The 21,043-nt window shown below is 64.7% G+C and carries 19 protein-coding genes, 1 tRNA gene and 1 riboswitch; of the genes, 10 read left to right on the forward strand and 10 right to left on the reverse strand.

Annotated elements, in window-relative coordinates:
- Positions 1-19: 19 nt before the first annotated feature.
- From SKA58_RS01255 to SKA58_RS01285, 7 genes are all read right to left on the reverse strand, one after another.
- Entirely contained in the window at positions 20-802 is a 783-nt protein-coding gene (locus SKA58_RS01255) for an IclR family transcriptional regulator (protein ID WP_009820519.1), read from the reverse strand.
- A gap of 162 nt (positions 803-964) precedes the next feature.
- Positions 965-1,483 carry a peptidoglycan-associated lipoprotein Pal gene (pal, locus tag SKA58_RS01260; protein WP_009820520.1) on the reverse strand — a complete coding sequence of 173 codons (519 nt, stop codon included), beginning with the start codon at positions 1,481-1,483 and terminating at the stop codon, positions 965-967.
- Positions 1,484-1,594: 111 nt separating this feature from the next.
- The gene (tolB, locus tag SKA58_RS01265) at positions 1,595-2,929 is read right to left on the reverse strand and encodes a Tol-Pal system beta propeller repeat protein TolB (protein ID WP_009820521.1); all 1,335 of its coding nucleotides are present in this window, start codon (positions 2,927-2,929) and stop codon (positions 1,595-1,597) included.
- Positions 2,926-3,891, reverse strand: coding sequence for a hypothetical protein (locus SKA58_RS01270; protein WP_009820522.1), 966 nt, complete (start codon positions 3,889-3,891; stop codon positions 2,926-2,928). The genes tolB and SKA58_RS01270 overlap by 4 nt, the downstream gene beginning before the upstream one ends.
- 18 nt (positions 3,892-3,909) lie before the next feature.
- Positions 3,910-4,362, reverse strand: coding sequence for a protein TolR (tolR, locus tag SKA58_RS01275; RefSeq protein WP_009820523.1), 453 nt, complete (start codon positions 4,360-4,362; stop codon positions 3,910-3,912).
- Between the two features lie 34 nt (positions 4,363-4,396).
- Positions 4,397-5,101 (reverse strand): protein TolQ, encoded by a 705-nt coding sequence (gene tolQ, locus SKA58_RS01280; protein ID WP_009820524.1) that lies wholly within the window; start codon positions 5,099-5,101, stop codon positions 4,397-4,399.
- Positions 5,098-5,568, reverse strand: coding sequence for a YbgC/FadM family acyl-CoA thioesterase (locus SKA58_RS01285; RefSeq protein ID WP_009820525.1), 471 nt, complete (start codon positions 5,566-5,568; stop codon positions 5,098-5,100). The genes tolQ and SKA58_RS01285 overlap by 4 nt, the downstream gene beginning before the upstream one ends.
- Positions 5,569-5,744: 176 nt before the next feature.
- On the opposite strand from SKA58_RS01285, the gene SKA58_RS01290 reads away from it, so the two are divergent.
- The 7 genes from SKA58_RS01290 to gltB all read left to right on the forward strand — a co-directional run bounded on the left by SKA58_RS01290 (position 5,745) and on the right by gltB (position 16,401).
- Entirely contained in the window at positions 5,745-6,623 is an 879-nt protein-coding gene (locus SKA58_RS01290) for a 3-hydroxyacyl-CoA dehydrogenase NAD-binding domain-containing protein (RefSeq protein ID WP_037541994.1), read from the forward strand.
- Between the two features lie 54 nt (positions 6,624-6,677).
- A riboswitch (yybP-ykoY riboswitch) is annotated at positions 6,678-6,816 on the forward strand.
- A 72-nt stretch (positions 6,817-6,888) separates the two neighbouring features.
- Positions 6,889-7,467, forward strand: coding sequence for a TMEM165/GDT1 family protein (locus tag SKA58_RS01295; protein WP_037542404.1), 579 nt, complete (start codon positions 6,889-6,891; stop codon positions 7,465-7,467).
- Positions 7,468-7,600: 133 nt separating this feature from the next.
- Positions 7,601-8,527, forward strand: a complete 927-nt coding sequence (locus tag SKA58_RS01300) for a complex I NDUFA9 subunit family protein (protein ID WP_009820528.1) — start codon at positions 7,601-7,603, stop codon at positions 8,525-8,527.
- Between the two features lie 107 nt (positions 8,528-8,634).
- A complete protein-coding gene (locus tag SKA58_RS01305; RefSeq protein WP_009820529.1) occupies positions 8,635-9,444 on the forward strand; it encodes an undecaprenyl-diphosphate phosphatase in 810 nt (269 codons plus the stop codon).
- A 165-nt stretch (positions 9,445-9,609) separates the two neighbouring features.
- On the forward strand, positions 9,610-11,061 hold the full coding sequence (locus SKA58_RS01310) for an NAD(P)-dependent oxidoreductase (protein ID WP_009820530.1): 1,452 nt from the start codon (positions 9,610-9,612) through the stop codon (positions 11,059-11,061).
- Between the two features lie 26 nt (positions 11,062-11,087).
- Positions 11,088-11,777 carry a DUF2059 domain-containing protein gene (locus SKA58_RS01315; protein WP_037542407.1) on the forward strand — a complete coding sequence of 230 codons (690 nt, stop codon included), beginning with the start codon at positions 11,088-11,090 and terminating at the stop codon, positions 11,775-11,777.
- Between the two features lie 85 nt (positions 11,778-11,862).
- Entirely contained in the window at positions 11,863-16,401 is a 4,539-nt protein-coding gene (gene gltB / locus SKA58_RS01320) for a glutamate synthase large subunit (protein WP_037542409.1), read from the forward strand.
- A 26-nt stretch (positions 16,402-16,427) separates the two neighbouring features.
- On the opposite strand, the gene SKA58_RS01325 is transcribed toward gltB, so the two are convergent.
- Positions 16,428-17,012, reverse strand: coding sequence for a hypothetical protein (locus SKA58_RS01325; protein ID WP_156784123.1), 585 nt, complete (start codon positions 17,010-17,012; stop codon positions 16,428-16,430).
- A 153-nt stretch (positions 17,013-17,165) separates the two neighbouring features.
- On the opposite strand from SKA58_RS01325, the gene SKA58_RS01330 reads away from it, so the two are divergent.
- Positions 17,166-17,252, forward strand: a tRNA-Leu gene (locus tag SKA58_RS01330).
- A gap of 61 nt (positions 17,253-17,313) precedes the next feature.
- On the opposite strand, the gene SKA58_RS01335 is transcribed toward SKA58_RS01330, so the two are convergent.
- Positions 17,314-18,531, reverse strand: a complete 1,218-nt coding sequence (locus SKA58_RS01335) for an MBL fold metallo-hydrolase (RefSeq protein ID WP_009820535.1) — start codon at positions 18,529-18,531, stop codon at positions 17,314-17,316.
- A 122-nt stretch (positions 18,532-18,653) separates the two neighbouring features.
- Between SKA58_RS01335 and fumC the strand changes: the two genes are divergently transcribed.
- Together fumC and SKA58_RS01345 are read left to right on the forward strand one after the other, a co-directional pair.
- Complete coding sequence (gene fumC / locus SKA58_RS01340) at positions 18,654-20,039, forward strand: class II fumarate hydratase (RefSeq protein ID WP_009820536.1); 1,386 nt, start codon at positions 18,654-18,656, stop codon at positions 20,037-20,039.
- Between the two features lie 40 nt (positions 20,040-20,079).
- A complete protein-coding gene (locus SKA58_RS01345) occupies positions 20,080-20,421 on the forward strand; it encodes a hypothetical protein (protein ID WP_037541995.1) in 342 nt (113 codons plus the stop codon).
- Positions 20,422-20,428: 7 nt separating this feature from the next.
- Here the strand turns inward: SKA58_RS01345 and SKA58_RS01350 are convergent, their stop codons facing one another.
- Positions 20,429-21,001 (reverse strand): DUF2585 domain-containing protein, encoded by a 573-nt coding sequence (locus SKA58_RS01350; RefSeq protein WP_037541996.1) that lies wholly within the window; start codon positions 20,999-21,001, stop codon positions 20,429-20,431.
- Positions 21,002-21,043: the final 42 nt, after the last annotated feature.

Consider the following 21,043-nt stretch of genomic DNA (forward strand, 5'->3'; position numbering starts at 1 on the left):
CTTGTCGGGGTAGGCCGCGTCAGCGCGGCGCGGCGTAGCCCACGGCGCCGCTAATCTGTTCGGCGGCGCGACGCACCTGTTCGGCAAGGTCGGGGCGCAGATCGTCGGTCAGATAATGGGCCGCGCTGGCGATCGAGATGGCAATGCCGATCTGGCCCTTGGCATCGCGGATCGGCACCGCGATGGACCGTACGCCATCGCCCAGCTCGCTGTCATGCAACACCATGCCACGCGCTTTGTGCGCGCGCATGTCCTTGAGGAAACGGTCGATCTGCGCCTTGGTGGCGGTCCCGCCCTTGGCCTCGACATAGAGGCGCTGCCACGTCTCCTCATCCTCGTCGAGCAGCAACGCTTTGCCGATGCCGGTTTCCGCGATGGGGCGGCGGTCGCCCGGCGCGGTCGCGACGCGCAGACGCTGCGTGCCGGTGACGCGGTCCAGATGGCGGGAAAATTCGCCCTCCCGCTTGCCCACGAAAACGCAAAAGCCGGTGCGTTCGGACAATAATTCCATGAAGGGGCGGGCGACGCGGACATAGTCGATCTGTTCGGTCGCCAGCACGCCCAGCTGCAACAATTTGGGCCCCAGCGCGAAGCCGTCGCGCGTGACCGACAGATAGTTGCGCGAGCGCAGCGCCTGCACCAGCCGGTGGGCGGTGGTCTTGCTCATGCCCAGTTTGCGAGCAAGGTCGGCGGCGCGGATCGGCCCGTCGATCACTTCGTCCATGATGTCGAGCGCCCGCATCAAGGTCTGCGTGCCCTTGACCCCCTGTTCCTGTTTGTCGTCCTGATGCTGTGTCGCCATGCTTGCCCCTTGCGCGTCCCATATGGCGGGCGCGTCCCATATATCGGAAAGGGTATCGGGCAATTTGGCGGCGTTGTCAGCAGATTTGTTGCGGCTGACGAAAAGGCCCGCCGATCAGGGGCGATCGGCGGGCCATCATGTCGTCGGGTCGAAGCGCCCGGATCAATATTGGATCGTGACCGTCACGGCGCGGCGGTTCTGCGCCCAGGCGGCTTCGTCGGAGCCGAGCGCGGCGGGGCGTTCCTTGCCATAGCTGACGGTGGTGATCCGGCCGGGATCGATGCCGAGCGAGGCGAGATAGTTTTTGGCGGCATTGGCGCGGCGTTCACCGAGCGCAATATTATAGTCACGCGTGCCGCGTTCGTCGGCATGGCCCTCGATCGTGACGCGGACCGACGGGTTCTGCTGCAACCAGGCGGCCTGGCTTTGCAGTGTCGCCTGATCCTCAGCATCAACATCATATTGGTCGAGGCCAAAGAAGATGCGGTCGGAGGCGACGGACGCAACGAAATCTTCCTGGCTGCCCTTGCGCGGGCCGGCGGGCGTGGCGGGGCCGGTGGGCATGGTGCTGCCAGCGTCCGTGCCACCGGGCGCGGGGGGCAGTTCGGCCGGCGGCTTTTTCGAGCAGGCGGCAAGGGCGATGATGGCGCTTGCGGCGAGCACGGTGCGGGACAATTTCATCACAAGGTCTCCTTGTTGCGCTGTCTGCCGCCCGGCTTGAAGGGGAGGGGGCGGCGACAGGGTCTGTAAACATCGTTACGCTGTCAAGACGATTGGGTTCCGGCGGCCCGGTCAGGGAAGCAGCGGTCCCCAGGCCGGGTCGGACCCGCTGAGCGGCGTCGGGATGCGCCGTTCGTTGACGCCGGTCAGGTCCACCTGCCACACCTGGCTGGTGCCCTGGCGGCCCGGCGTCGTGCGGAAAAATTGCAGCACCCGGCCATTGGGCGACCAGGTGGGCTGTTCGTCCTGCCAGCCGTTGGTCAATATCCGCTCATTGTCGCCATTTGGCGACATCACCGCGATCTTGAAGTCGCCCGACAGCTTGGTGAAGGCGATGAGGTCTCCGCGCGGGCTCCATTCGGGCGTCGCGTAACGGCCCCCGCCATGGCTGATCCGGCGCTGGTTCGACCCGTCGGCATTCATGACATAGAGTTGCTGGCCACCGGACCGGTCGCTTTCGAAGACGATGCGGCTGCCGTCGGGCGAATAGCTGCCGCCCACGTCGATGCCGGGCGAGTTGGTGAGGCGCACCGGCGATCCGCCATTGGCGGAGACGCGATAAATATCGGTATTGCCCGCGACCGCCATAGAAAAGAGAATGTTGCGGCCATCGGGCGACCAGCGCGGCGCGAAGGTCGGGTTGTTGCTTTCCGTCACAAGGCGCTGCTGTCCGGTGCCGATGTCATAGACATAGAGGCGGACCCGGCTGCCCAGATAGCTGACATAGACGATGGATTTGTAATCGGGGGAAAAGCGCGGGGTGAGCGCGATCGACTGGCCGTTGGTGATGAAGCGGTGGTTCGCGCCGTCCGAATCCATGATGGCGAGCCGCTTGGTCCGGTTCCCCTTGGGGCCGCTTTCGGCGATATAGGCGATGCGGCTGTCGAAGAAGGGGCTTTCGCCCGACAGGCGGGCATAGATGGCGTCGGCGCATTTATGCGCCGCGCGTCGCCAGTCGCGCGGGGCGACGACATAGCCCTGGCGCGTCAGTTCCTGTTGCAGCGCCACGTCATAGAGATAGCAGCCCACGGTGATGTCGGCTTCGCCGCCACTGGTCCGCACGAAGCCCTGCACCAACGCCTGGTAGGCGCCCCATTTCTGATATTGGGGGAAGGTGACTTCGGGGAAGGGTATGGCGGGTAGGCCGCTAGGTCCCGAAGGATCGAACAGGCCGGAGCTTTTAAGGTCCGACGCGATGACTTCGGCGATCTTGCGGCCAAGGTCGCTGGCAGACCCGGCCGGCGTGTCGGCCTCCTGCTGCGCGGGCATGGGCGGCACCGCGATCTTAAGATTGCTGTCAATGTCGCCGGTCACATCGACCGACAATTGCGCCATGGCCGGTGCAGTCAACAGGGCGGCGAGCGCGACCGTCGCAAGCGACAGGGTGCGCAGGAAGGTCGTTTTCATCGGTTCAGCCTCGCGTCAAAGCGGAGTGGCCGGAGCCATTTCCATTGGTCGTAAAATTCAGGGGGCAAATTCCTGAAGGGGGCGGCGAGTTTCACGGCCTGGATCGCGCGTTCGGCGTGCAGCTTGGCCTGCGGCCGATTGCTGGCCGTGACGCCAAGCTGGTCGATCACCTGCGGTGTGCCGACAAGCGCGCCGCTCTTGTCCAGCCGCACCTCCAGCAGGGTGACGAGCTGGTCGGCGTCCGCGCCCGAAGGCGGACGCCAGTGCGGTTTGAGCTGACGGCGGATTTCCGCGTCCAATGCCGATTTCTGCGCCGGCCCCATGGCGGCGGCGGGCGGCGGCGCGGCCTTGCGCGGGGCATCGGCGCTGGTGTCGATGCCCTTGAGGAAATCCTTGCCCAGCAGCGATCCGCGCGGCTTGTCCGCCTTGCCCGCGCCCGATGCCTTGGCCGGCGCGTCACTTGTCATCTTGGCTTTGCTCGATGATTTGGCGGGCGTCGCCGCGGCAGGCTTTGAAGCCGGTTTTTCAGGCTTGGGCTTTGCCTTCGCCGCCGGCTTTTCGGCTGCGGGCTTTGGTTTGGCAGGAGCCTTGGCCGTCGCTTTTTTGGGCGGCGCGGGCTTTTCCCTGGGCTTGACCGGAGCCTCCTTTGGCGCGGGGCGCGGCGGCGCTGGCGCAGGTTCGGGCGGCGCGGGCGTCGGTTCCGGCGCAGGCGCGGGTTCAGGCGCGGGCGCGGCCTCTTCGGTCGGACCCTGATCCGGGGCGACGCTGGGCGGGGGCGGCTGCGTCGAAATTTGCGGCGCCATGGATTTGAGCGCCACCTCGTCCACCAGGCTCACGTCCATGGGTGGGCTGTTGAGCTTGAGCGGGTTGGGGGTCGAGAGGAATCCGGCCGACAGCAAGCCGAACAGGAGGACATGTCCCGCCGTCGCGACGCCAAGGCCGATCTTTTCCGCGCGCTCCATATAAACGACCTATGGCCCCTATTCTGAACCGTCGCTGTCCGAGCCGGTGCTGACCAGCGCAACCTTGTTGAGGCCGGCTCGGTTCAGCTCGCCCATGACCCGCATTACCCGGCCATAGTCGAGCGCGGTGTCGGCGCGCAGGAAAATCTGCGGCGCGTCCGCCTTGCCGGCATTGGCCGCCATGATTTCGGCCAGGCGGTCGGGCAATTCGGCGTCGCTGATCTGCGCGTCGTCGATAAACAGGCCGCCGTCGCGGTCGATCGACACGACCGTCGGCTTGGCGTCCTGGTCCAGCCCCTTGGCGCGGGTTTCGGGCAGGTTGACAGGAACACCCGTCACCAGCAGCGGCGCCGTCACCATGAAGATGATGAGCAGCACCAGCATGACGTCGACCAGGGGCGTCACGTTGATGTCGGCCATGGGCGCGCGGCCGCGCCCGCGCCGCCCGGAAGGGGGACCCGCCATCGCCATCAGCGCGCTCCCGCTCTTGCAGCGATGCCCAAGTTCATCGCTGCGCCTCCAGTTCGCGGCTGAGCGTCGAATAGAAGCCGTCGGCAAAGCGCGTCATCGCCGCTTCCAGCCGGTTGATGCCGTGGCTGAAGCGATTGTAGGCGATGACGGCGGGGATGGCGGCGAACAGGCCGATGGCGGTCGCGAACAGCGCTTCAGCAATGCCCGGCGCGACGACGGCAAGCGAGCTATTCTGTTCGGCCGCGATCGAGGTGAAGGCGCGCATGATGCCCCAAACGGTGCCGAAAAGGCCGACGAAAGGCGCGACCGATCCGATCGTTGCCAGGATGTTCAGCCGGTCGGACAGGCGATCGACCTCGCTGGCGATGGTGCTGGACATGACGGTAGACAGCCGGTCGCGCGTGCCTTCGCGGTCGATCACCTTCTGCGCGGTCGAGCGGCGCCATTCGGTGACGCCGGCCGCCATGACCTTGGCCGCCGGGAAGCTGCCCTTGCCACGCGCTTCGTAGAAACGGTCGATATCCTCGGCCTTCCAGAAATCCGCTTCGAACTTGCGGCTTTCCTTGCTGGCCTTGCGCAGCGTGACGCTGAAGCCGATGATCATCGCCCAGGTCCAGATGCTGGCCAGCAACAGGCCGATCATCACGCCTTTGACGACGATGTCGGCCTGAAGGAACAGGGCGAGCGGGGAAATGGTCGCGGCGTCGGTCATCGCGCCGGCGGGCAGGTTGAGCGTCATGGGTGGAGATCTTCCCCTTGGCAAAGGCGGGTGTAAATGTCGGTCCAGGCCTTTGGCTGACGTTGCGGGCGGCCCTGCGGCGTCAGCCAGGCGACGGTGATGGTGGCGTTGGTCAGCTCTTCGTCGCCGCGCATGACGGATTGGTCAATGGTGCAACTGGCCGATCGCACGGCGGCGACCCGGCTGACCACCATCAGCTCATCGTCCAGCCGCGCGGGCCGGCGATAGCGGATCGCAAGGTCGGTGACGGCATAGACGCCGCTGCCCCCTTCATGCTCGCTCCGCTGGTCGATACCCGCGATACGCAGCATGTCGGACCGGGCGCGCTCCATGTAGCGCAGATAATTGGCGTGATAGACCAGGCCCGAAAGATCGGTGTCCTCAAAATAGATGCGCAGCGGGAAATGATGCACGGCGGACAGGAAGCGTCCGGTCGCTGGCGCTGGCATCGGTTCGGGCAAGGGCATGGCGGGCTTTTAACCATGGGGCGGGCGCTAGGCAAAGCGGGAAAATCGCTGCGTGCGCCATTCCGTTCGATTGCTCGTCCCATCCGCCCGGCTGGCCATTATAATGAGAACGCGCCTCTGGTTTTGCGCGCGCGCCGTGACTAAGGGGACGGGCAGGATGGACAGGGAGGATTTGCATGACGGATATTCGCACCTTGGGCGTCATTGGCGCGGGACAAATGGGCATCGGCATCGCCCAGGTGTCGGCGCAGGCGGGATATGATGTCATCCTGTCCGACATTGATCTGCCGCGCGCCGAAAAGGGCAAGGCGAATATCGCCAAGCTGCTGGCCCGCGCGGTCGACAAGGAAAAGATGACCCAGTCCGAAGCCGACGCCGTTCTGGCGCGCATCACGCCGGTGGGCGAGCTGGCGCCGCTGGCCGATGCCCAGTTCGTGATCGAGGCCGCGACCGAGCGCGAGGAGGTGAAGCGCGCGATTTTCGGCAATGTCGGCAAGCTGCTGGGCAAGGACGCAATCCTGGCGACCAACACATCGTCCATTCCCATCACCCGGCTGGCGCAGGCCGCGCCTGACGCGGAGCGGTTCATCGGCGTGCATTTCTTCAATCCGGTGCCGGTGATGGTGCTGGTCGAAATTATCCGTGGGCTGGCGACGACGCCTGAGGTCGTGGAGGCGGTGGAAGCCTATGCCACGCGGATCGGCAAGACTGCGGTTCATGCGTTCGACGCGCCCGGTTTCGTCGTCAACCGCATCCTGCTGCCGATGCTGAATGAGGCGGTGTTCGTGCTGGGCGAAGGCGTGGGCAGCGTCACCGACATCGACCAGGGCTGCAAGCTGGGGCTCAACCATCCGATGGGACCGTTGACCTTGCTCGATTTCGTCGGGCTCGACACGGCGCTGGAAATTCTGAACGTGTTTCTCACCACCACCGGCGATCCCAAATATCGCCCCGCGCCGCTGCTGGTCAAATATGTCGAAGCGGGCTGGTATGGCCGCAAGACCGGCCGCGGCTTTTACGATTATTCCGGGCCGGAACCCGTGCCGACCCGCTGATCCGCCCTTTGAGCTGACAGGTGGCTTGTGTTCTTGCGCCTGACCGCCTAGACGCTGGCCCGTCATCTGGGGAGTAGCCAGCCGTTCCTTTTTCCGGAACGGGCCATGCGTCAACATATTCGGCTGAGAGGCCGTGGCGCATGGGGCGCGGCGCAAAGCCGCATCGGGCGAGACCAATGGCATCGACGCGTTCCTGTCCGGCCGGGCGGAATGCGACGGTGGCATTGTGTCTGTTGCAGAAAGCCCGGCCCGGAGATTTTCCCGAATGGATGCCCTGCTGACGTCCTGCGCGCTCGTGGCGCTGGCTGAAATGGGTGACAAGACCCAGTTGCTCGCCATGCTGCTCGCCACCCGCTTCCGCAAGCCGGTGCCGATCATCCTGGGCATATTGGTCGCGACGCTCGCCAATCATTTCCTTGCTGCGCTGGTCGGCCATTCGATCGCCGGCGTGCTGACCCAGCCCTGGTTTCGCTATGCCGTCGCCGCATCCTTCATCGCGATGGCCGCCTGGACGCTGATCCCTGACAAGATCGACGAGGATGCCCCGCTCAAGGCCCCGTCGAAGGCGGGCGTGTTTCTCACTACGCTGGTTGCCTTCTTCCTGGTGGAGATGGGCGACAAGACGCAGGTGGCGACCGTGGCGCTGGGCGCGCAGTTCGACAATCTGCTCGCCGTGACGGCCGGCACGACGCTGGGCATGATGATCGCCAATGTGCCCGCCGTGCTCTTTGGCGAGGCGCTGGCCCGCAAGGTGTCGATGCGCGCGCTGCAACTGGCGGCGGCGTTGCTGTTCCTGCTGCTGGGGCTGTGGATGATCGCCGACCTGCAAGGCTGGATCGGCTGATAGCTCGATCGAGCCGCCAAAACGGGCAAAAAAGGAACGGCGCGCGCGCGGGGCGGTTGTCAGCGCGCGGCGGCTGTTGCAAGGGGATGGGCAGAGTCATTCCCTTCAGCTTGGAAGATATGGGACGCGCGTGATGAAGGACAGTCTGGTTACGATCTTCGGCGGCGGCGGCTTTCTGGGCCGGCAGGTCGCACAGGCGCTGATGGCGCGGGGCGCGCGCGTGCGGATCGCGCAGCGCGACCTGGCCAGTGCGATCAAGGTGAAATCGCTGGGCGCGCTGGGGCAAAGCCAGTTCGTCGCTGCCGACATCCGCAAGCCTGCGACCGTCGAACGCGCGATCGCGGGCAGCGACGTGGTCATCAATCTGGTCGGCATATTGGCGGGCGACTTCGACGCCTTTCATCATCAGGGCGCGGCGCATGTCGCACAGGCCGCCGCCGCCGCCAATGTGCGCGCCTTGGTGCATGTGTCGGCGATCGGCGCGGACGCGGAAAGCCCGTCCGCTTATGGCCGGTCCAAGGCGGCGGGAGAGGCTGCGGTGAAAGAGGCTTTTCCCGGCGCGACGATCATCCGCCCCTCGATCATCTTCGGCCCGCAGGACCAGTTTCTCAACCGCTTCGCGGACCTCATCGCGTCCATGCCCGTCATTCCGGTAATCAGCGGTGCCACCAAATTCCAGCCCGTCTATGTCGGCGATGTGGCCGACGCGATCGCCAACGCCGCTGAACGGCCGGACCTGCATGGCGGCACGGTCTATGAGGTCGCCGGGCCGCAAATCCTGTCGATGAAGGAGATCAACAGCTGGATCGCCAAGCAGATCGGCCGGGACAAGCCGATCGTCGACGTGCCGGGCGGCGTCGCCTCGCTGCTCGCGATGCTGCCGGGCGGGCCGATCACGCGCGATCAGCTGGCGATGCTGGGCCGCGACAATGTCGCCGCTGCGGGCGCGCCGGGCCTCGACGCGCTGGGCGTATCAGCGACGCCCATGGCGGCCGTCGCCGACAAATGGCTGGTGCGCTATCGCCGCCATGGGCGCTTCGCCGGACGCGTGCGCGCCTGAGCCAGGCTGAAATCATCGGGGCGGGATCGGGCACGGCCTGTCCCGCCCGTTAAGCTCCTCCCCGCAACCGGGGAGGATTTTTTATGCAAGCGCAATAGGGCGTCGCCATGGACCTTCATTATCTCACCGTCATCCTGCTGGGCATTGTCGAAGGGCTGACCGAGTTTTTGCCTGTGTCGTCGACCGGGCACCTTATTCTGGCGAGCGAATTGCTGGGCTATGATGCGTCGACCTGGGCGATGTTCAACGTCGTCATCCAGCTGGGCGCGATCCTGGCGGTGGTGGTGCTCTACTGGCGTACCTTCTGGGCGGTGGCGATGGGATTGCTGCGGCGCGAGCCGGTAAGCTGGCGCTTCCTGCGCAATCTGGTCGTCGCCTTCATCCCGGCGGCGGTCATCGGCCTGGCGCTGCACGACTATATCGAGATTTTGCTGGGCGCGCCGCAGGTGGTCGCCTGGGCCTTGATAGCGGGCGGTGTCGCCATCCTGCTGATCGAACGGATGGTAAAGCAGGACCTGTTCCATGGCATCGCCGACATTCCCATGGTCCGCGTGATCGGCATTGGCTTCATCCAGTGCTTGGCGATGGTGCCGGGCGTCAGCCGGTCCGGCGCGACGATCATGGGTGCGCTGACGCTTGGCGTGGAAAGGCGCACGGCGGCCGAGTTCAGCTTTTTCCTGGCGATCCCGACCATGCTGGGTGCGACCGCCCTGGAGCTTATCAAAAAGGGCGATCGGATCACCAGCGCGGCAGTCGGGTGGGACAGTATCGCGCTGGGCTTCGTCGTGTCCTTCCTCGTTGCCATCGTCGTCATAAAGGCGTTCGTCGGGCTGGTGTCGAAACATGGGTTCGCGCCTTTCGCCTGGTATCGAATCGTCGCGGGCGCGTCGGCACTGGTCTGGCTTGCGATGAGGTAGGGCCGAACCGGCTCTATATTGCGAAAGAAAATTTCAAGGAACCGCAATCTTCTCCTTTTTAGGTCAAATATTAGGTCACTAAACCTGACCTATAAGTCAAAAACCGCGTGACTCTGCGGGTTTTCCTGCTATGCGCTTGCCCAACACAGACGTTGAGGACATGCAATGGCCGACAATCCGATGCTGAAATTTGTAGGACTGGGCCAGGCCTATCCCGACAAGCGTGCCGCGGACGACCGCGCCGACGACTTTCTGGAAATCAGTCGCAGCTTCATCGTGGACAAGGCGGAGGAGCAGGCGTCGCGCTGCTCGCAATGCGGCGTTCCCTATTGCTCCACCCATTGCCCGTTGCACAATCACATTCCCGACTGGCTGCGCCTGACGGCGGAGGGGCGGCTGCGCGAAGCCTATGAGCTGTCGAACCTGACCAGCACAATGCCCGAAATCTGCGGCCGCATCTGCCCGCAGGACCGGCTGTGCGAAGGCAATTGCGTCATCGAATTTTCCGGGCACGGCGCCGTCACCATCGGCAGCGTGGAAAAATTCATCACCGACACCGCCTGGAAAGAAGGCTGGGTCGAGCCGCTCGTCCCCGGCAAGGCCATGGGCCAGTCGATCGGCGTGATCGGCGCGGGACCGGCCGGCCTCACCACCGCCGAATATCTGCGCGTCGCCGGCTATGAGGTGCATGTCTATGACCGGCATGACCGTGCCGGCGGGCTGCTGACCTATGGCATCCCTGGCTTCAAGCTGGAAAAGGACGTGGTCATGCGCCGCGTCCAGCGGTTGAAGGACGGCGGCATCGTCTTCCACGAAGGCTTCGAGGTCGGCCGCGACGCGACGATGGAGCAATTGCGCGAAAAACATGACGCGATCCTGATCGCGACCGGCGTCTATAAGCCGCGCGATATCAAGGCGCCGGGCGTGGGCGCGGCGGGCGTGGTGAAGGCGCTTGATTTCCTCACCGCCTCCAACCGCGCCGGCTTTGGCGACGCGGTGCCCGAACATGAGGATGGCAGCCTGCTGGCGACGGGCAAGAATGTCGTCGTCATCGGCGGCGGCGACACGGCGATGGACTGCGTGCGCACCGCCATCCGCCAGGGGGCGAAGTCGGTGAAGTGCCTCTATCGCCGCGACCGCGACAATATGCCGGGGTCCCAGCGCGAAGTCGCCAATGCCGAGGAGGAAGGCGTCGAGTTCGTGTGGCTGACCGCGCCGATCGCGTTTGAGGGCACCGACCATGTGACCGGCGTCAAGGTCACGAAGATGCGCCTGGGCCAGCCCGACGCGTCGGGCCGCCGTGCGCCCGAACCTGATCCGGGCAGCGAACATACGCTGGAGGCGGACCTGGTCATCAAGGCACTGGGCTACGACCCCGAAGACCTGCCCAGCTTGTTTGGCGCAGACGATCTGTCGGTCACCCGCTGGGGCACGCTGCGCGTCGATCACAAGACGATGATGACCAGCATGGACGGCGTGTTCGCCGCCGGCGACATCGTGCGCGGCGCTTCGCTGGTCGTCTGGGCGATCCGCGACGGCCGCGACGTGACCGAGCATATGCATCGCTATCTGAAGGCGAAGGCCAAGGCGGCCTCGGGCGAGAGGGTCGCGGCGTGAGGCGCGGGCTGTTTCTGTCGTTGATCATGCTGATGACGCCGGTCGCCGGGTATGCGCAGATCGCGGCGCCCGTCGCCGCCGAAACGCCGACTGATCCAGCGTTGCTCGCCAAGGCCCAACCCATTGTCGCTGTCATCCTGCCCGACGGCACGATGGAAAAGATGATGGGTCCGATGATGCAGAAGATGATGGGTCCGATGATGGATGGCATGACCAAAATGCCGATCCGTGAATTTCTGAAGGTCGGCGGCATGGATCCCGAAAAGGCGGACTCCCTGGGCCAAGGCACGATGGAACAAGTGATGGCGATCATCGATCCCAATTTCCGCAAGCGAATGGATGTGATCGTGAACACGATGATGCCGGCCATGGGGCGCTTCATGAGCAGATATGAACCCGATATGCGCGCGGGCATGGCCGAAGCGTTCGCCCATCGCTATTCGGCAGCGGAACTGGACCAGATCGCCGCCTTCATGAAGACGCCCGTAGGCGCGAAATTCGGTGCAGGCTTCATGGAGCTGGCGACCGACCCCCATTATCTGGGGCGGATGCAAAAGGTCATGCCGCAGATGATGCAGGCCATGCCGGAAATCCTGAAATCGTCGGAAGCCGAACTCGCCAAATTGCCCAAGCCGCGCACCTATGACCAGTTGTCGCAGGCCGAGCGCGACCGCCTGGTCACCCTGATCGGCGCTGACCCAGCCAAGGCGAATTGACGATCTTCGCCCGCTTCCACGCGGCGGGTACAGGAATAACAAGGCCGACGTTGAAAGCGGACGGCCGCATCCAAGGGTAGTCATGATGAGCGACACCAATTTCACCGCCCGCCCCCAAGAACGGGCGCGCATCGCTGCGCAGGGCATGTATCATCCCGACCTCGAATCCGACGCCTGTGGCGTGGGGCTGGTCGCGGCGACCGATGGCAAGCCGTCGCGGCGCGTGGTGTCGAGCGCGATCGATGCATTGAAGGCCGTGTGGCATCGCGGCGCGGTGGACGCCGATGGCAAGACCGGCGATGGCGCGGGCATCCATGTCGACCTGCCGGTGCGCTTCTTTGACGACGCGATCGCCGATGGCGGGCACAAGCCGCTGCCCAATCGCCTGGCGGTCGGCATGATCTTCCTGCCGCGCACGGACCTCAGCGCCCAGGAAACCTGCCGCACCATCGTCGAGAGCGAGATCATCGAGGCGGGCTATACCATCTATGGCTGGCGCCAGGTCCCGGTCGATGTGTCGGTCATCGGTGAAAAGGCGCAGCGCACGCGCCCGGAAATCGAGCAGATCATGATCGCCGGGCCGATGCCCGAGGAACGCGACGTCGCTGAATTCGAGAAGGACCTCTACCTCATCCGCCGGCGCATCGAGCGCAAGGTGATCGCGGCGCAGATCCAGGATTTCTACATCTGTTCGCTGTCCTGCCGCTCGATCATCTACAAGGGGCTGTTCCTGGCGGAATCGCTGTCGGTCTTCTATCCCGATTTGCAGGATGAGCGGTTCGAAAGCCGTGTCGCGATCTTCCACCAGCGTTATTCCACCAATACTTTCCCGCAATGGTGGCTGGCCCAGCCGTTCCGCACGCTAGCCCATAATGGCGAGATCAACACGATCCGCGGCAACAAGAACTGGATGAAGAGCCACGAGATCAAGATGGCGAGCCTCGCCTTTGGCGAGCAGTCGGAGGATATCAAGCCGGTCATTCCGGCGGGCGCATCCGATACCGCCGCGCTGGACGCCGTGTTCGAGGCGATCTGTCGATCGGGTCGGGACGCGCCTACGGCCAAGCTGATGCTGGTTCCCGAAGCCTGGCAGGGCGACAATGCCGAACTGCCCAAGGCGCATGCGGACATGTATGAATATCTCGCCTCCGTCATGGAGCCGTGGGACGGCCCGGCCGCGCTCGCGATGACGGACGGGCGCTGGGTCGTGGCCGGCGTCGATCGCAATGCGCTGCGGCCGCTGCGCTACACGCTGACCGGCGACAATCTGCTGATCGTGGGATCGGAAACCGGCATGGTCGTGGTTCCCGAAACCACCATCGTGCGCAAGGGGCGCATGGGACCGGGCCAGATGATCGCGGTCGATTTGCAGGAAGGCGAAATCTACGACGATCGCGCGATCAAGGACCAGATCGCCGGCGAGCGGCCCTATGGCGATTTGATCAAGGACTTCCTGACCGTCGATGACTTGGCCGACGCGCCCAGCGCACTGCCGGCGTGGGACAAGGCGGAACTGACGCGCCGGCAGGTCGCGGCGAACATGACGCTGGAGGATATGGAACTGATCCTCAGCCCCATGGTCGAGGATGCGAAGGAAGCGATCGGGTCCATGGGCGATGATACGCCGCTGGCCGTCATTTCCGACAAGCCGCGCACCATGAGCCATTTCTTCCGCCAGAATTTCAGCCAGGTCACCAACCCGCCGATCGACCCGTTGCGCGAACGGCATGTGATGAGCCTCAAGACGCGCTTTTCCAACCTGCACAATATTTTGGAGGAAGGCGCGCAGAACAGCCATGTGCTGGTGCTGGAATCGCCGGTCGTCACTAGCGGCGAATGGGCGCGGCTGAAGGCCAATTTCGGCGCGGCGGTCGCGGAAATTGATTGCACCTTTCCGGCCGAAGGCGGGCAGGAACAGCTGCGCGCCGCGATCGCCCGCATCCGGCAGGAGGCCGAACAGGCGGTGCGCGAAGGGCGGACCGAGATTTTCCTGACAGACGAGCATGTCAGCGAAACGCGCATCGCGATTCAGGGCGTGCTGGCGGCGGCCGCCGTCCACACCCATCTGGTGCGCAAGGGGCTGCGCAGCTACGCGTCGATCAACGTGCGGTGCGCCGAAGCGCTCGACACCCATTATTATGCGGTGCTGATCGGCGTGGGCGCGACCACGGTAAATGCCTATCTGGCCGAAGCGAGCATCGCGGATCGCCATGCGCGCGGCCTGTTCGGCGAGCTGAGCCTGGACCAGTGTGTCGAACGCTATCGCACGGCGATCAACGAAGGGCTGCTCAAGATCATGTCCAAGATGGGCATTGCGGTCATCAGCTCCTATCGCGGCGGCTATAATTTCGAAGCGGTCGGCTTGTCGCGCGCACTGGTCAACGACCTGTTCCCCGGCATGCCCGCCAAGATTTCGGGCGAAGGCTATCAGTCGCTGCATTACAGCGCGATGCTGCGGCATCAGGCGGCCTATGACGCGGCGGTCGTGCGCCTGCCGGTCGGGGGGTTCTACCGCCAGCGCAATGGCGGCGAAAGCCACGCCTATTCCGCGCAATTGATGCATCTGCTGCAAACCGCGGTCGGGACCGACAGCTATTCGACCTATCTGCAATTTTCGCGCGGTGTGCGCGATTTGCCGCCGGTCTATCTGCGCGACCTGATGGAATTCAACTTCGCGCGCGAAGCCGTGCCGATTGACGAGGTGGAAGCCACCACCGAAATCCGCAAGCGATTCGTGACGCCGGGCATGAGCCTGGGCGCTTTGTCGCCCGAAGCGCATGAAACGCTGGCGATCGCGATGAACCGCATCGGCGCGAAGGCGGTGTCGGGCGAAGGCGGCGAGGATGCCAACCGCTTCACCCCTTATGAAAATGGCGACAACGCGAATTCGGTGATCAAGCAGATCGCGTCGGGCCGCTTTGGCGTCCATGCCGAATATCTGGGATCGGCCGAGGAAATCGAAATCAAGGTGGCGCAGGGCGCCAAGCCCGGAGAGGGCGGCCAGCTGCCCGGTTTCAAGGTGACGGAGTTCATCGCGAAGCTGCGCCATTCGACGCCCGGCGTGACGCTGATTTCACCGCCGCCGCATCATGACATCTATTCGATCGAGGATCTGGCGCAGCTCATCTACGACTGCAAGATGATCAACCCGCGCGCGCGGGTGTGCGTCAAGCTCGTCAGCCAGGCGGGCATCGGCACGGTCGCGGCGGGCGTCGCCAAGGCGCATGCCGACGTCATCCTGGTCGCGGGCCATGTCGGGGGCACCGGGGCCAGCCCGCAGACGTCGATTAAATATGCCGGGACGCCGTGGGAAATGGGCCTGAGTGAGGCCAATCAGGTGCTCACGCTCAACGGCCTGCGGCATCGGGTGAAGCTGCGGACCGACGGCGGCCTCAAGACCGGGCGCGACATCGTCATCGCCGCGATCCTGGGTGCGGAGGAGTTCGGCATCGGCACGCTCAGCCTCGTCGCGATGGGCTGCATCATGGTGCGCCAGTGTCACAGCAACACCTGCCCGGTGGGCGTGTGCGTGCAGGACGAAAAACTGCGCCAGAAATTCACCGGCACGCCCGAAAAGGTCATCAACCTCATGACCTTCATCGCCGAGGAAGTGCGCGAGATACTGGCGCGGCTGGGCTTCCGCAGCCTGGACGAGGTGATCGGCCGGACCGAACTGCTCAAGCAGGTCAATCGCGGCGCCGAGCATCTGGACGACCTGGACCTCAACCCCATCCTGGCCAAGGTCGATGCGCCCGACGAGCAGCGCCGTTTTTCGCTCAAGGAATGGCGCAACGAGGTGCCCGACAGCCTGGACGCGCAGATGATGAAGGATGCGCGCGCGGTATTCGAACGCGGCGAGAAGATGCAGCTCACCTACACCGTGCGCAACACGCATCGTGCGGTCGGCACGCGGCTGTCCGCCCGCATCACCGAGAAGTTTGGCATGTCGGCGCTGGCCGACGGGCATCTGACCGTCCGGCTGCGCGGCAGCGCGGGCCAGTCGCTGGGCGCATTCCTGTGCAAGGGCATCACGCTGGAGGTCTTTGGCGACGCCAATGACTATGTCGGCAAGGGGTTGTCGGGCGGCATCATCAAAGTGCGCACGACTGTGTCCTCGCCGCTATCGTCGAAGGATAACACCATCATCGGCAACACCGTCCTTTACGGCGCGACCAGTGGAAAGCTGTTCGCGGCGGGGCAGGCGGGGGAGCGCTTTGCGGTCCGCAATTCGGGCGCGCAGGTCGTGGTGGAAGGCTGCGGCGCCAATGGCTGCGAATATATGACCGGCGGCACCGCCGTGATCCTGGGCGAGACCGGCGCCAATTTCGGCGCCGGGATGACGGGCGGCATGGCCTTCATCCTAGACGAGGATGGCCGCTTCCCCTCTCGCGCCAATCCCGAAAGCATCATCTGGCAGCGGCTGGAAAGCGCCCATTGGGAAGCGCAGCTGAAGGCGCTGATCGCCGAACATGCGGTGGCGACGGACAGCCGGTGGTCCAACACCATATTGGACGATTGGGATCGCTGGCGTCGGTATTTCTGGCAGGTTTGCCCCAAGGAAATGGTGAACCGCCTGTCGCATCCCCTCAGCGATGTGCCGATGCAGACGGTGGCGGCCGAGTGATCGGCTGACCGCATGCCGGCAGCGGGTCAATAGGCGCTGGCGGGCGCGGTCATAGCAGGTTGGGTCATGGCGGAACGGGGCGGAGCGTCCGCCCTGTTCTGCTGTCCGCCCAGCGCCACCCGCATGACGGAACGGGCTGCTGGCTGCGATGCCGGCCGTGATGCCGGCGTCGCGGGCCGTTCGGCGGGGGACGGGCCATCGGCAAAGCGCACGACATTGGGCGGCAACTGGTGGATGGTCGGGACGGGGACCTTCACCAAAGCGGCCTCTTGCAAGCTGCCCTCCAGCGGCGGTGCGCCATAATCCTGCGCCATATAGTCTTGCACCATCGGGTCGCTGCTGCCGCCGTCGATCATGGCATAGCTGTCATACCCTGCCATATCGGCGGCGTAGCGGCGCTCCGCCAGCGTGGGGCCACAGCCGGTGCAGCTGATCGTCTGTGGGCCAGGATCGGACATGGCGACCGGTGCAGCGGCGAAATCAGTGCTGATCGGCTCTGCGTCCGGCTGGTCCAGCGGCGATCGCTGGGGGCTGACGGCGTAGCTCCCCAACGTCAGGCCCATCGCCGTGGCGGCGGCCACCGTGCCGCCTGACAGCATCCATAATCGCATCACGTCCGCTCCTTCCGCTCCCTTAGCGGATCACCCATCGTTTCTCACTACAAAGCCAACGCAGACGCACATCACTTGTTGCATGGCCCAAAAGCCTTTGCTAAGGGCCGCCTCCTACCAAGGCACCGGCCCCGCCGGTTTCCCTGTTGATGTGCGGTCGTGGCGGAATTGGTAGACGCGCAACGTTGAGGTCGTTGTGGCCGAAAGGCCGTGGAAGTTCGAGTCTTCTCGACCGCACCATCTTTTCTTTCAGCATTCATCTGCCGGCGCAGGCGGCTGCGACCATGGCGCGGCCTCGCGCCTATTCCAGCGCCCGTATCGCGCGTTCGTCGCACCGGCGCGGGACCGACGGCACCGCGCTGGTGGTCGGGATGGCCAGCGGCTGACCGATGCGCAGCGGGGCGAAGCGCTCGGCAGGGATGCCGGCGCAGCGCAGCGCCAGTTGCAGCATTCGGGGCGGCGTGTTCCATCCTTCATAGGACAGGCGGAATGTGCCCCAGTGAATGGGAATGGCGGTCGACGCGCCCAGCCGTCTGAACACCTCCACCGCCTGGATCGGGCCGATATGCGCGTCCGACTGCATCTGCCCTTTCCAGAAGCGGAACGCGCCGATGGGGATGAGCGCCAGTCGGATCGGGCCGTAGCGGCGCGCCTCGATCGGCCAGCCCATGTCGCCCGCACCGGTGTCGCCGGCAAAGAAGATATTGCCCGCCCGGGTTTCGATCACGAAGCTCGACCACAGCGCCCGGTTACGGTCGCTGCCCCAGCGACTGCCCCAATGATGGTTGCGCGTCACATGCACGCGATAATCGGGGCAATGTTCGTAATTGCCGCACTGGATCACCGCATTGGGGGCCAGGCCGCTCAGCGCCGCGCCGCTGACCGACTGGCCCCAGTCGAGTGCGGTCGCCGGGATGCCATGATGTTTCAGGATCGTATCGTTGCCCAGGCTGGTGACGATTTTGGGCCGGTCACGCGCCCAGAGCCGTTTGAGCGTCGGCAGATCCATATGGTCATAATGATTGTGGCTGAGCACAATCAGGTCGATCTTGGGCAGATCATCGAAGCGGATGCCCGGTTGCGCCACCCGCTTGGGGCCAAGCGGGGGAAAGGGGCTGGCATGGTCGGACCAGATGGGGTCGGTGAGGATGTTGAGGCCGGCCGCCTGCACCAGCACCGTCGCATGACCGACCCAGGTCGCGATCATGCCGCGCGGCGCGGCGAAGGGCGCGGGGCGGGACGGCTTGACCGCCACCGCTTGCGGCCAGGCCGGGCGGTCGTCATCGCCCAGTAACCAACGCGCGACAAAGCCAGATCGGCTGGTGCCGGGCGGTGCCGGGGGTGTGATGTCTCCATCGGGATTGAAGAAATGCGCGCCGTCATAATGGCGACTGACCGGCCCGTCGTAATAGATGCGATCGAGGAAGGGCGGCACGATCGTGATCGCCAGGCACAAGGCGATGACAAGGAACAACAGCGCGATGCCCGCGCCCCGGATGATGGTGATGAGCCGACCCATGGATGCTCCCGCGCTGGTGACGGCCCCGTGCATAGCGCAGCGAGCGCGGGGGACAAGGGTTGGAATCCCGGCGCGCGTCGCTACATGTTTTGCGATTTGTTCTCAATTGGGAGTCCCGCTTCATGGCTGACACGCGCACCGAAACCGACAGCATCGGGGCCATCGAAGTCCCCGCCGCCGCCTATTGGGGTGCGCAGACCCAGCGTAGTATCGAGAATTTTCCGTTCGGCGCGACCGAGCGCATGCCGATCGGCATCGTCCACGCGCAGGCTATCGTGAAGCAGGCGGCGGCGCGGGTGAATGCGAAACATGGCCTGGACCCGCAGATCGTGGAGGGGATCGAGGACGCCGCGCAGGCCATCGTATCGGGCGCGCTCGACGATCAGTTCCCGCTCGTCATCTGGCAGACGGGCAGCGGCACCCAGACCAACATGAACGTCAATGAAGTGATCGCGGGCTATGCCAATGAAAAGCTGGCCGGCACGCGCGGCGGCAAGAGCCCCGTCCATCCCAATGATCATGTCAATATGAGCCAGTCGTCCAACGACAGCTTTCCGACCGCGCTGCATGTCGCCACCGTGCTTGCGACGCGCGACCGGCTGATCCCAGCGCTGGAAAAGCTGACCGCGGCGTTGACGGGCAAAGCCAAGGCGTGGGGTCACATCGTCAAGATCGGCCGTACCCACACGCAGGACGCGACGCCGCTGACGCTGGGGCAGGAATTTTCCGGCTATGCCGCGCAACTGATCAGCAGCAAGGCGCGGATCGAAGGCGCGCTCAATGGCAATATCCGCAAGCTGGCGATCGGCGGAACCGCGGTCGGCACGGGGCTCAACGCGCCGGAGGGCTGGGCGCAGGACATGGTCGCGGCGATCAGCGACATTGCCGGCACGCCGTTCGAGGCAGCGCCGAACAAATTCGAGCAGCTTGCCGCCAAGGACGGGCTGGTCTTCTATTCCGGGGCGCTCAACACGCTGGCGGTGGCGCTGACCAAAATCGCCAATGATATCCGGTTTCTGGGATCGGGGCCGCGATCGGGGTTGGGCGAACTGGACCTGCCGGCCAATGAACCGGGCAGCTCGATCATGCCGGGCAAGGTCAACCCGACCCAGTGCGAATCGCTGACCATGGTGGCGGCGCAGGTGATCGGCAATCATCAGGCGGTGACGGTGGGCGGCATGCAGGGGCATTTCGAACTCAATGTCTTCATGCCGTTGATCGGCGCCAATGTGCTGCGGTCCATTCACCTGCTGAGCGTCGGCATGGAAAGCTTCGCCGAACGCTGTGTCGACGGGCTGAAGGCGAATGAAGAACGGATCGCTGATCTGGTCAACCGGTCTTTGATGTTGGTCACGGCGCTCGCGCCCGAAATCGGCTATGACAATGCCGCCACGATCGCCAAACACGCCCACAAGACCGGGCAGACGCTGCGGGAGGCGGGACTGGAACTGGGGCTGGTCGACGGGCCGACCTTCGACCGGCTGGTGCGGCCGGAAAATATGGTCTGACGCTGGCGGAACCAGTCGCCGCGCGATACATTGACCTTATATGAAGAGGAAATCCGCGCCCCCCGCCCTTATGGCCCCCAAATCGCATAAGAAGCGTGGAATATTGCGCAAGGCGGCGCGCGTCGGCGCGACGCTCGTCGCTGCGCGTGTGGCTGCGGATACGGGCAAGAAGGGCGTGATCGGCCTGCTCGCCGGCGCAGGCGCGAAGCGGCTCATTCTGCGCTATCCCGCTGGCGCGATGTTTGTGACCGGGGCCTATATGGCCGGCAAGATGTTCGAAGCGAAACGCGCGGCCGACGCGAAAAAAGCGCAGAAACTGCTGCCCGACCGGACCGGTGAGGCTATCCCGATCGAGAGCGCGCGCAAGACCACCCAGCGCTGACCCCCCCTTAAAGCGCGGCCTGCCAGTCGCGAACGGCCTCGACCGGCGAGGTCAGCATCAGGATGTTGAGCGTCAGATTGTCGCGGATGACGAAAAGCGCCAATAATTCCAGCCCGATCGCCAGCGACACCGTCAGCCACGCCGGTGCTCGCGCCGCGAAGACAAACCCCAGCGTCATCATTGCAATATCGCTCATCGAGTTGACAATGGAATCGCCCGAATAGCCAAGCGCGATCGTCGCCGTGCGATACCGGTCGATGATGATGGGGGAGTTTTCGACAATCTCCCACGCCGCCTCGATTCCCACCGCAATGGCAAGCCGCTCGCCGAGGGGTTGCCGCCGCAGCAGCCAACGCGTCAGCGCATAGAATAGGAAGCCATGGATGACATGGCTGAGGCTATACCAATCCGCGATATGCTGACTGTTGCCACTGTCGAGCGCGCCGTGCCACACTTCCACCCGGCCGCAGGCGCAGATGGGTGGCCTGTCCATCAGGAACAGCAATCCACACGCCATTGCCGCTATCAAGGCCGCCAGCAGAAAACCGCGTCTGTTTCGTCGCCTATGCGATGCCGTCAATCCGCCGATCCCCCGCCTCTTGCAAAAATGCGTCTTTCCGGC

This window comes from Sphingomonas sp. SKA58 (assembly GCF_000153545.1).
GTDB classification, from domain to species: Bacteria; Pseudomonadota; Alphaproteobacteria; order Sphingomonadales; family Sphingomonadaceae; genus Sphingobium; species Sphingobium soli.

Coding starts and splice junctions, on each gene's coding strand:
- SKA58_RS01255 (WP_009820519.1), bottom strand. CDS start 802: ATGGCGACACAGCATCAGGACGACAAACAGGAACAGGGGGTCAAGGGC.
- pal (WP_009820520.1), bottom strand. CDS start 1,483: ATGAAATTGTCCCGCACCGTGCTCGCCGCAAGCGCCATCATCGCCCTT.
- tolB (WP_009820521.1), bottom strand. CDS start 2,929: ATGAAAACGACCTTCCTGCGCACCCTGTCGCTTGCGACGGTCGCGCTC.
- SKA58_RS01270 (WP_009820522.1), bottom strand. CDS start 3,891: ATGGAGCGCGCGGAAAAGATCGGCCTTGGCGTCGCGACGGCGGGACAT.
- tolR (WP_009820523.1), bottom strand. CDS start 4,362: ATGGCGATGGCGGGTCCCCCTTCCGGGCGGCGCGGGCGCGGCCGCGCG.
- tolQ (WP_009820524.1), bottom strand. CDS start 5,101: ATGACGCTCAACCTGCCCGCCGGCGCGATGACCGACGCCGCGACCATT.
- SKA58_RS01285 (WP_009820525.1), bottom strand. CDS start 5,568: ATGCCCTTGCCCGAACCGATGCCAGCGCCAGCGACCGGACGCTTCCTG.
- SKA58_RS01290 (WP_037541994.1), top strand. CDS start 5,745: ATGACGGATATTCGCACCTTGGGCGTCATTGGCGCGGGACAAATGGGC.
- SKA58_RS01295 (WP_037542404.1), top strand. CDS start 6,889: ATGGATGCCCTGCTGACGTCCTGCGCGCTCGTGGCGCTGGCTGAAATG.
- SKA58_RS01300 (WP_009820528.1), top strand. CDS start 7,601: ATGAAGGACAGTCTGGTTACGATCTTCGGCGGCGGCGGCTTTCTGGGC.
- SKA58_RS01305 (WP_009820529.1), top strand. CDS start 8,635: ATGGACCTTCATTATCTCACCGTCATCCTGCTGGGCATTGTCGAAGGG.
- SKA58_RS01310 (WP_009820530.1), top strand. CDS start 9,610: ATGGCCGACAATCCGATGCTGAAATTTGTAGGACTGGGCCAGGCCTAT.
- SKA58_RS01315 (WP_037542407.1), top strand. CDS start 11,088: ATGCTGATGACGCCGGTCGCCGGGTATGCGCAGATCGCGGCGCCCGTC.
- gltB (WP_037542409.1), top strand. CDS start 11,863: ATGAGCGACACCAATTTCACCGCCCGCCCCCAAGAACGGGCGCGCATC.
- SKA58_RS01325 (WP_156784123.1), bottom strand. CDS start 17,012: ATGCGATTATGGATGCTGTCAGGCGGCACGGTGGCCGCCGCCACGGCG.
- SKA58_RS01335 (WP_009820535.1), bottom strand. CDS start 18,531: ATGGGTCGGCTCATCACCATCATCCGGGGCGCGGGCATCGCGCTGTTG.
- fumC (WP_009820536.1), top strand. CDS start 18,654: ATGGCTGACACGCGCACCGAAACCGACAGCATCGGGGCCATCGAAGTC.
- SKA58_RS01345 (WP_037541995.1), top strand. CDS start 20,080: ATGAAGAGGAAATCCGCGCCCCCCGCCCTTATGGCCCCCAAATCGCAT.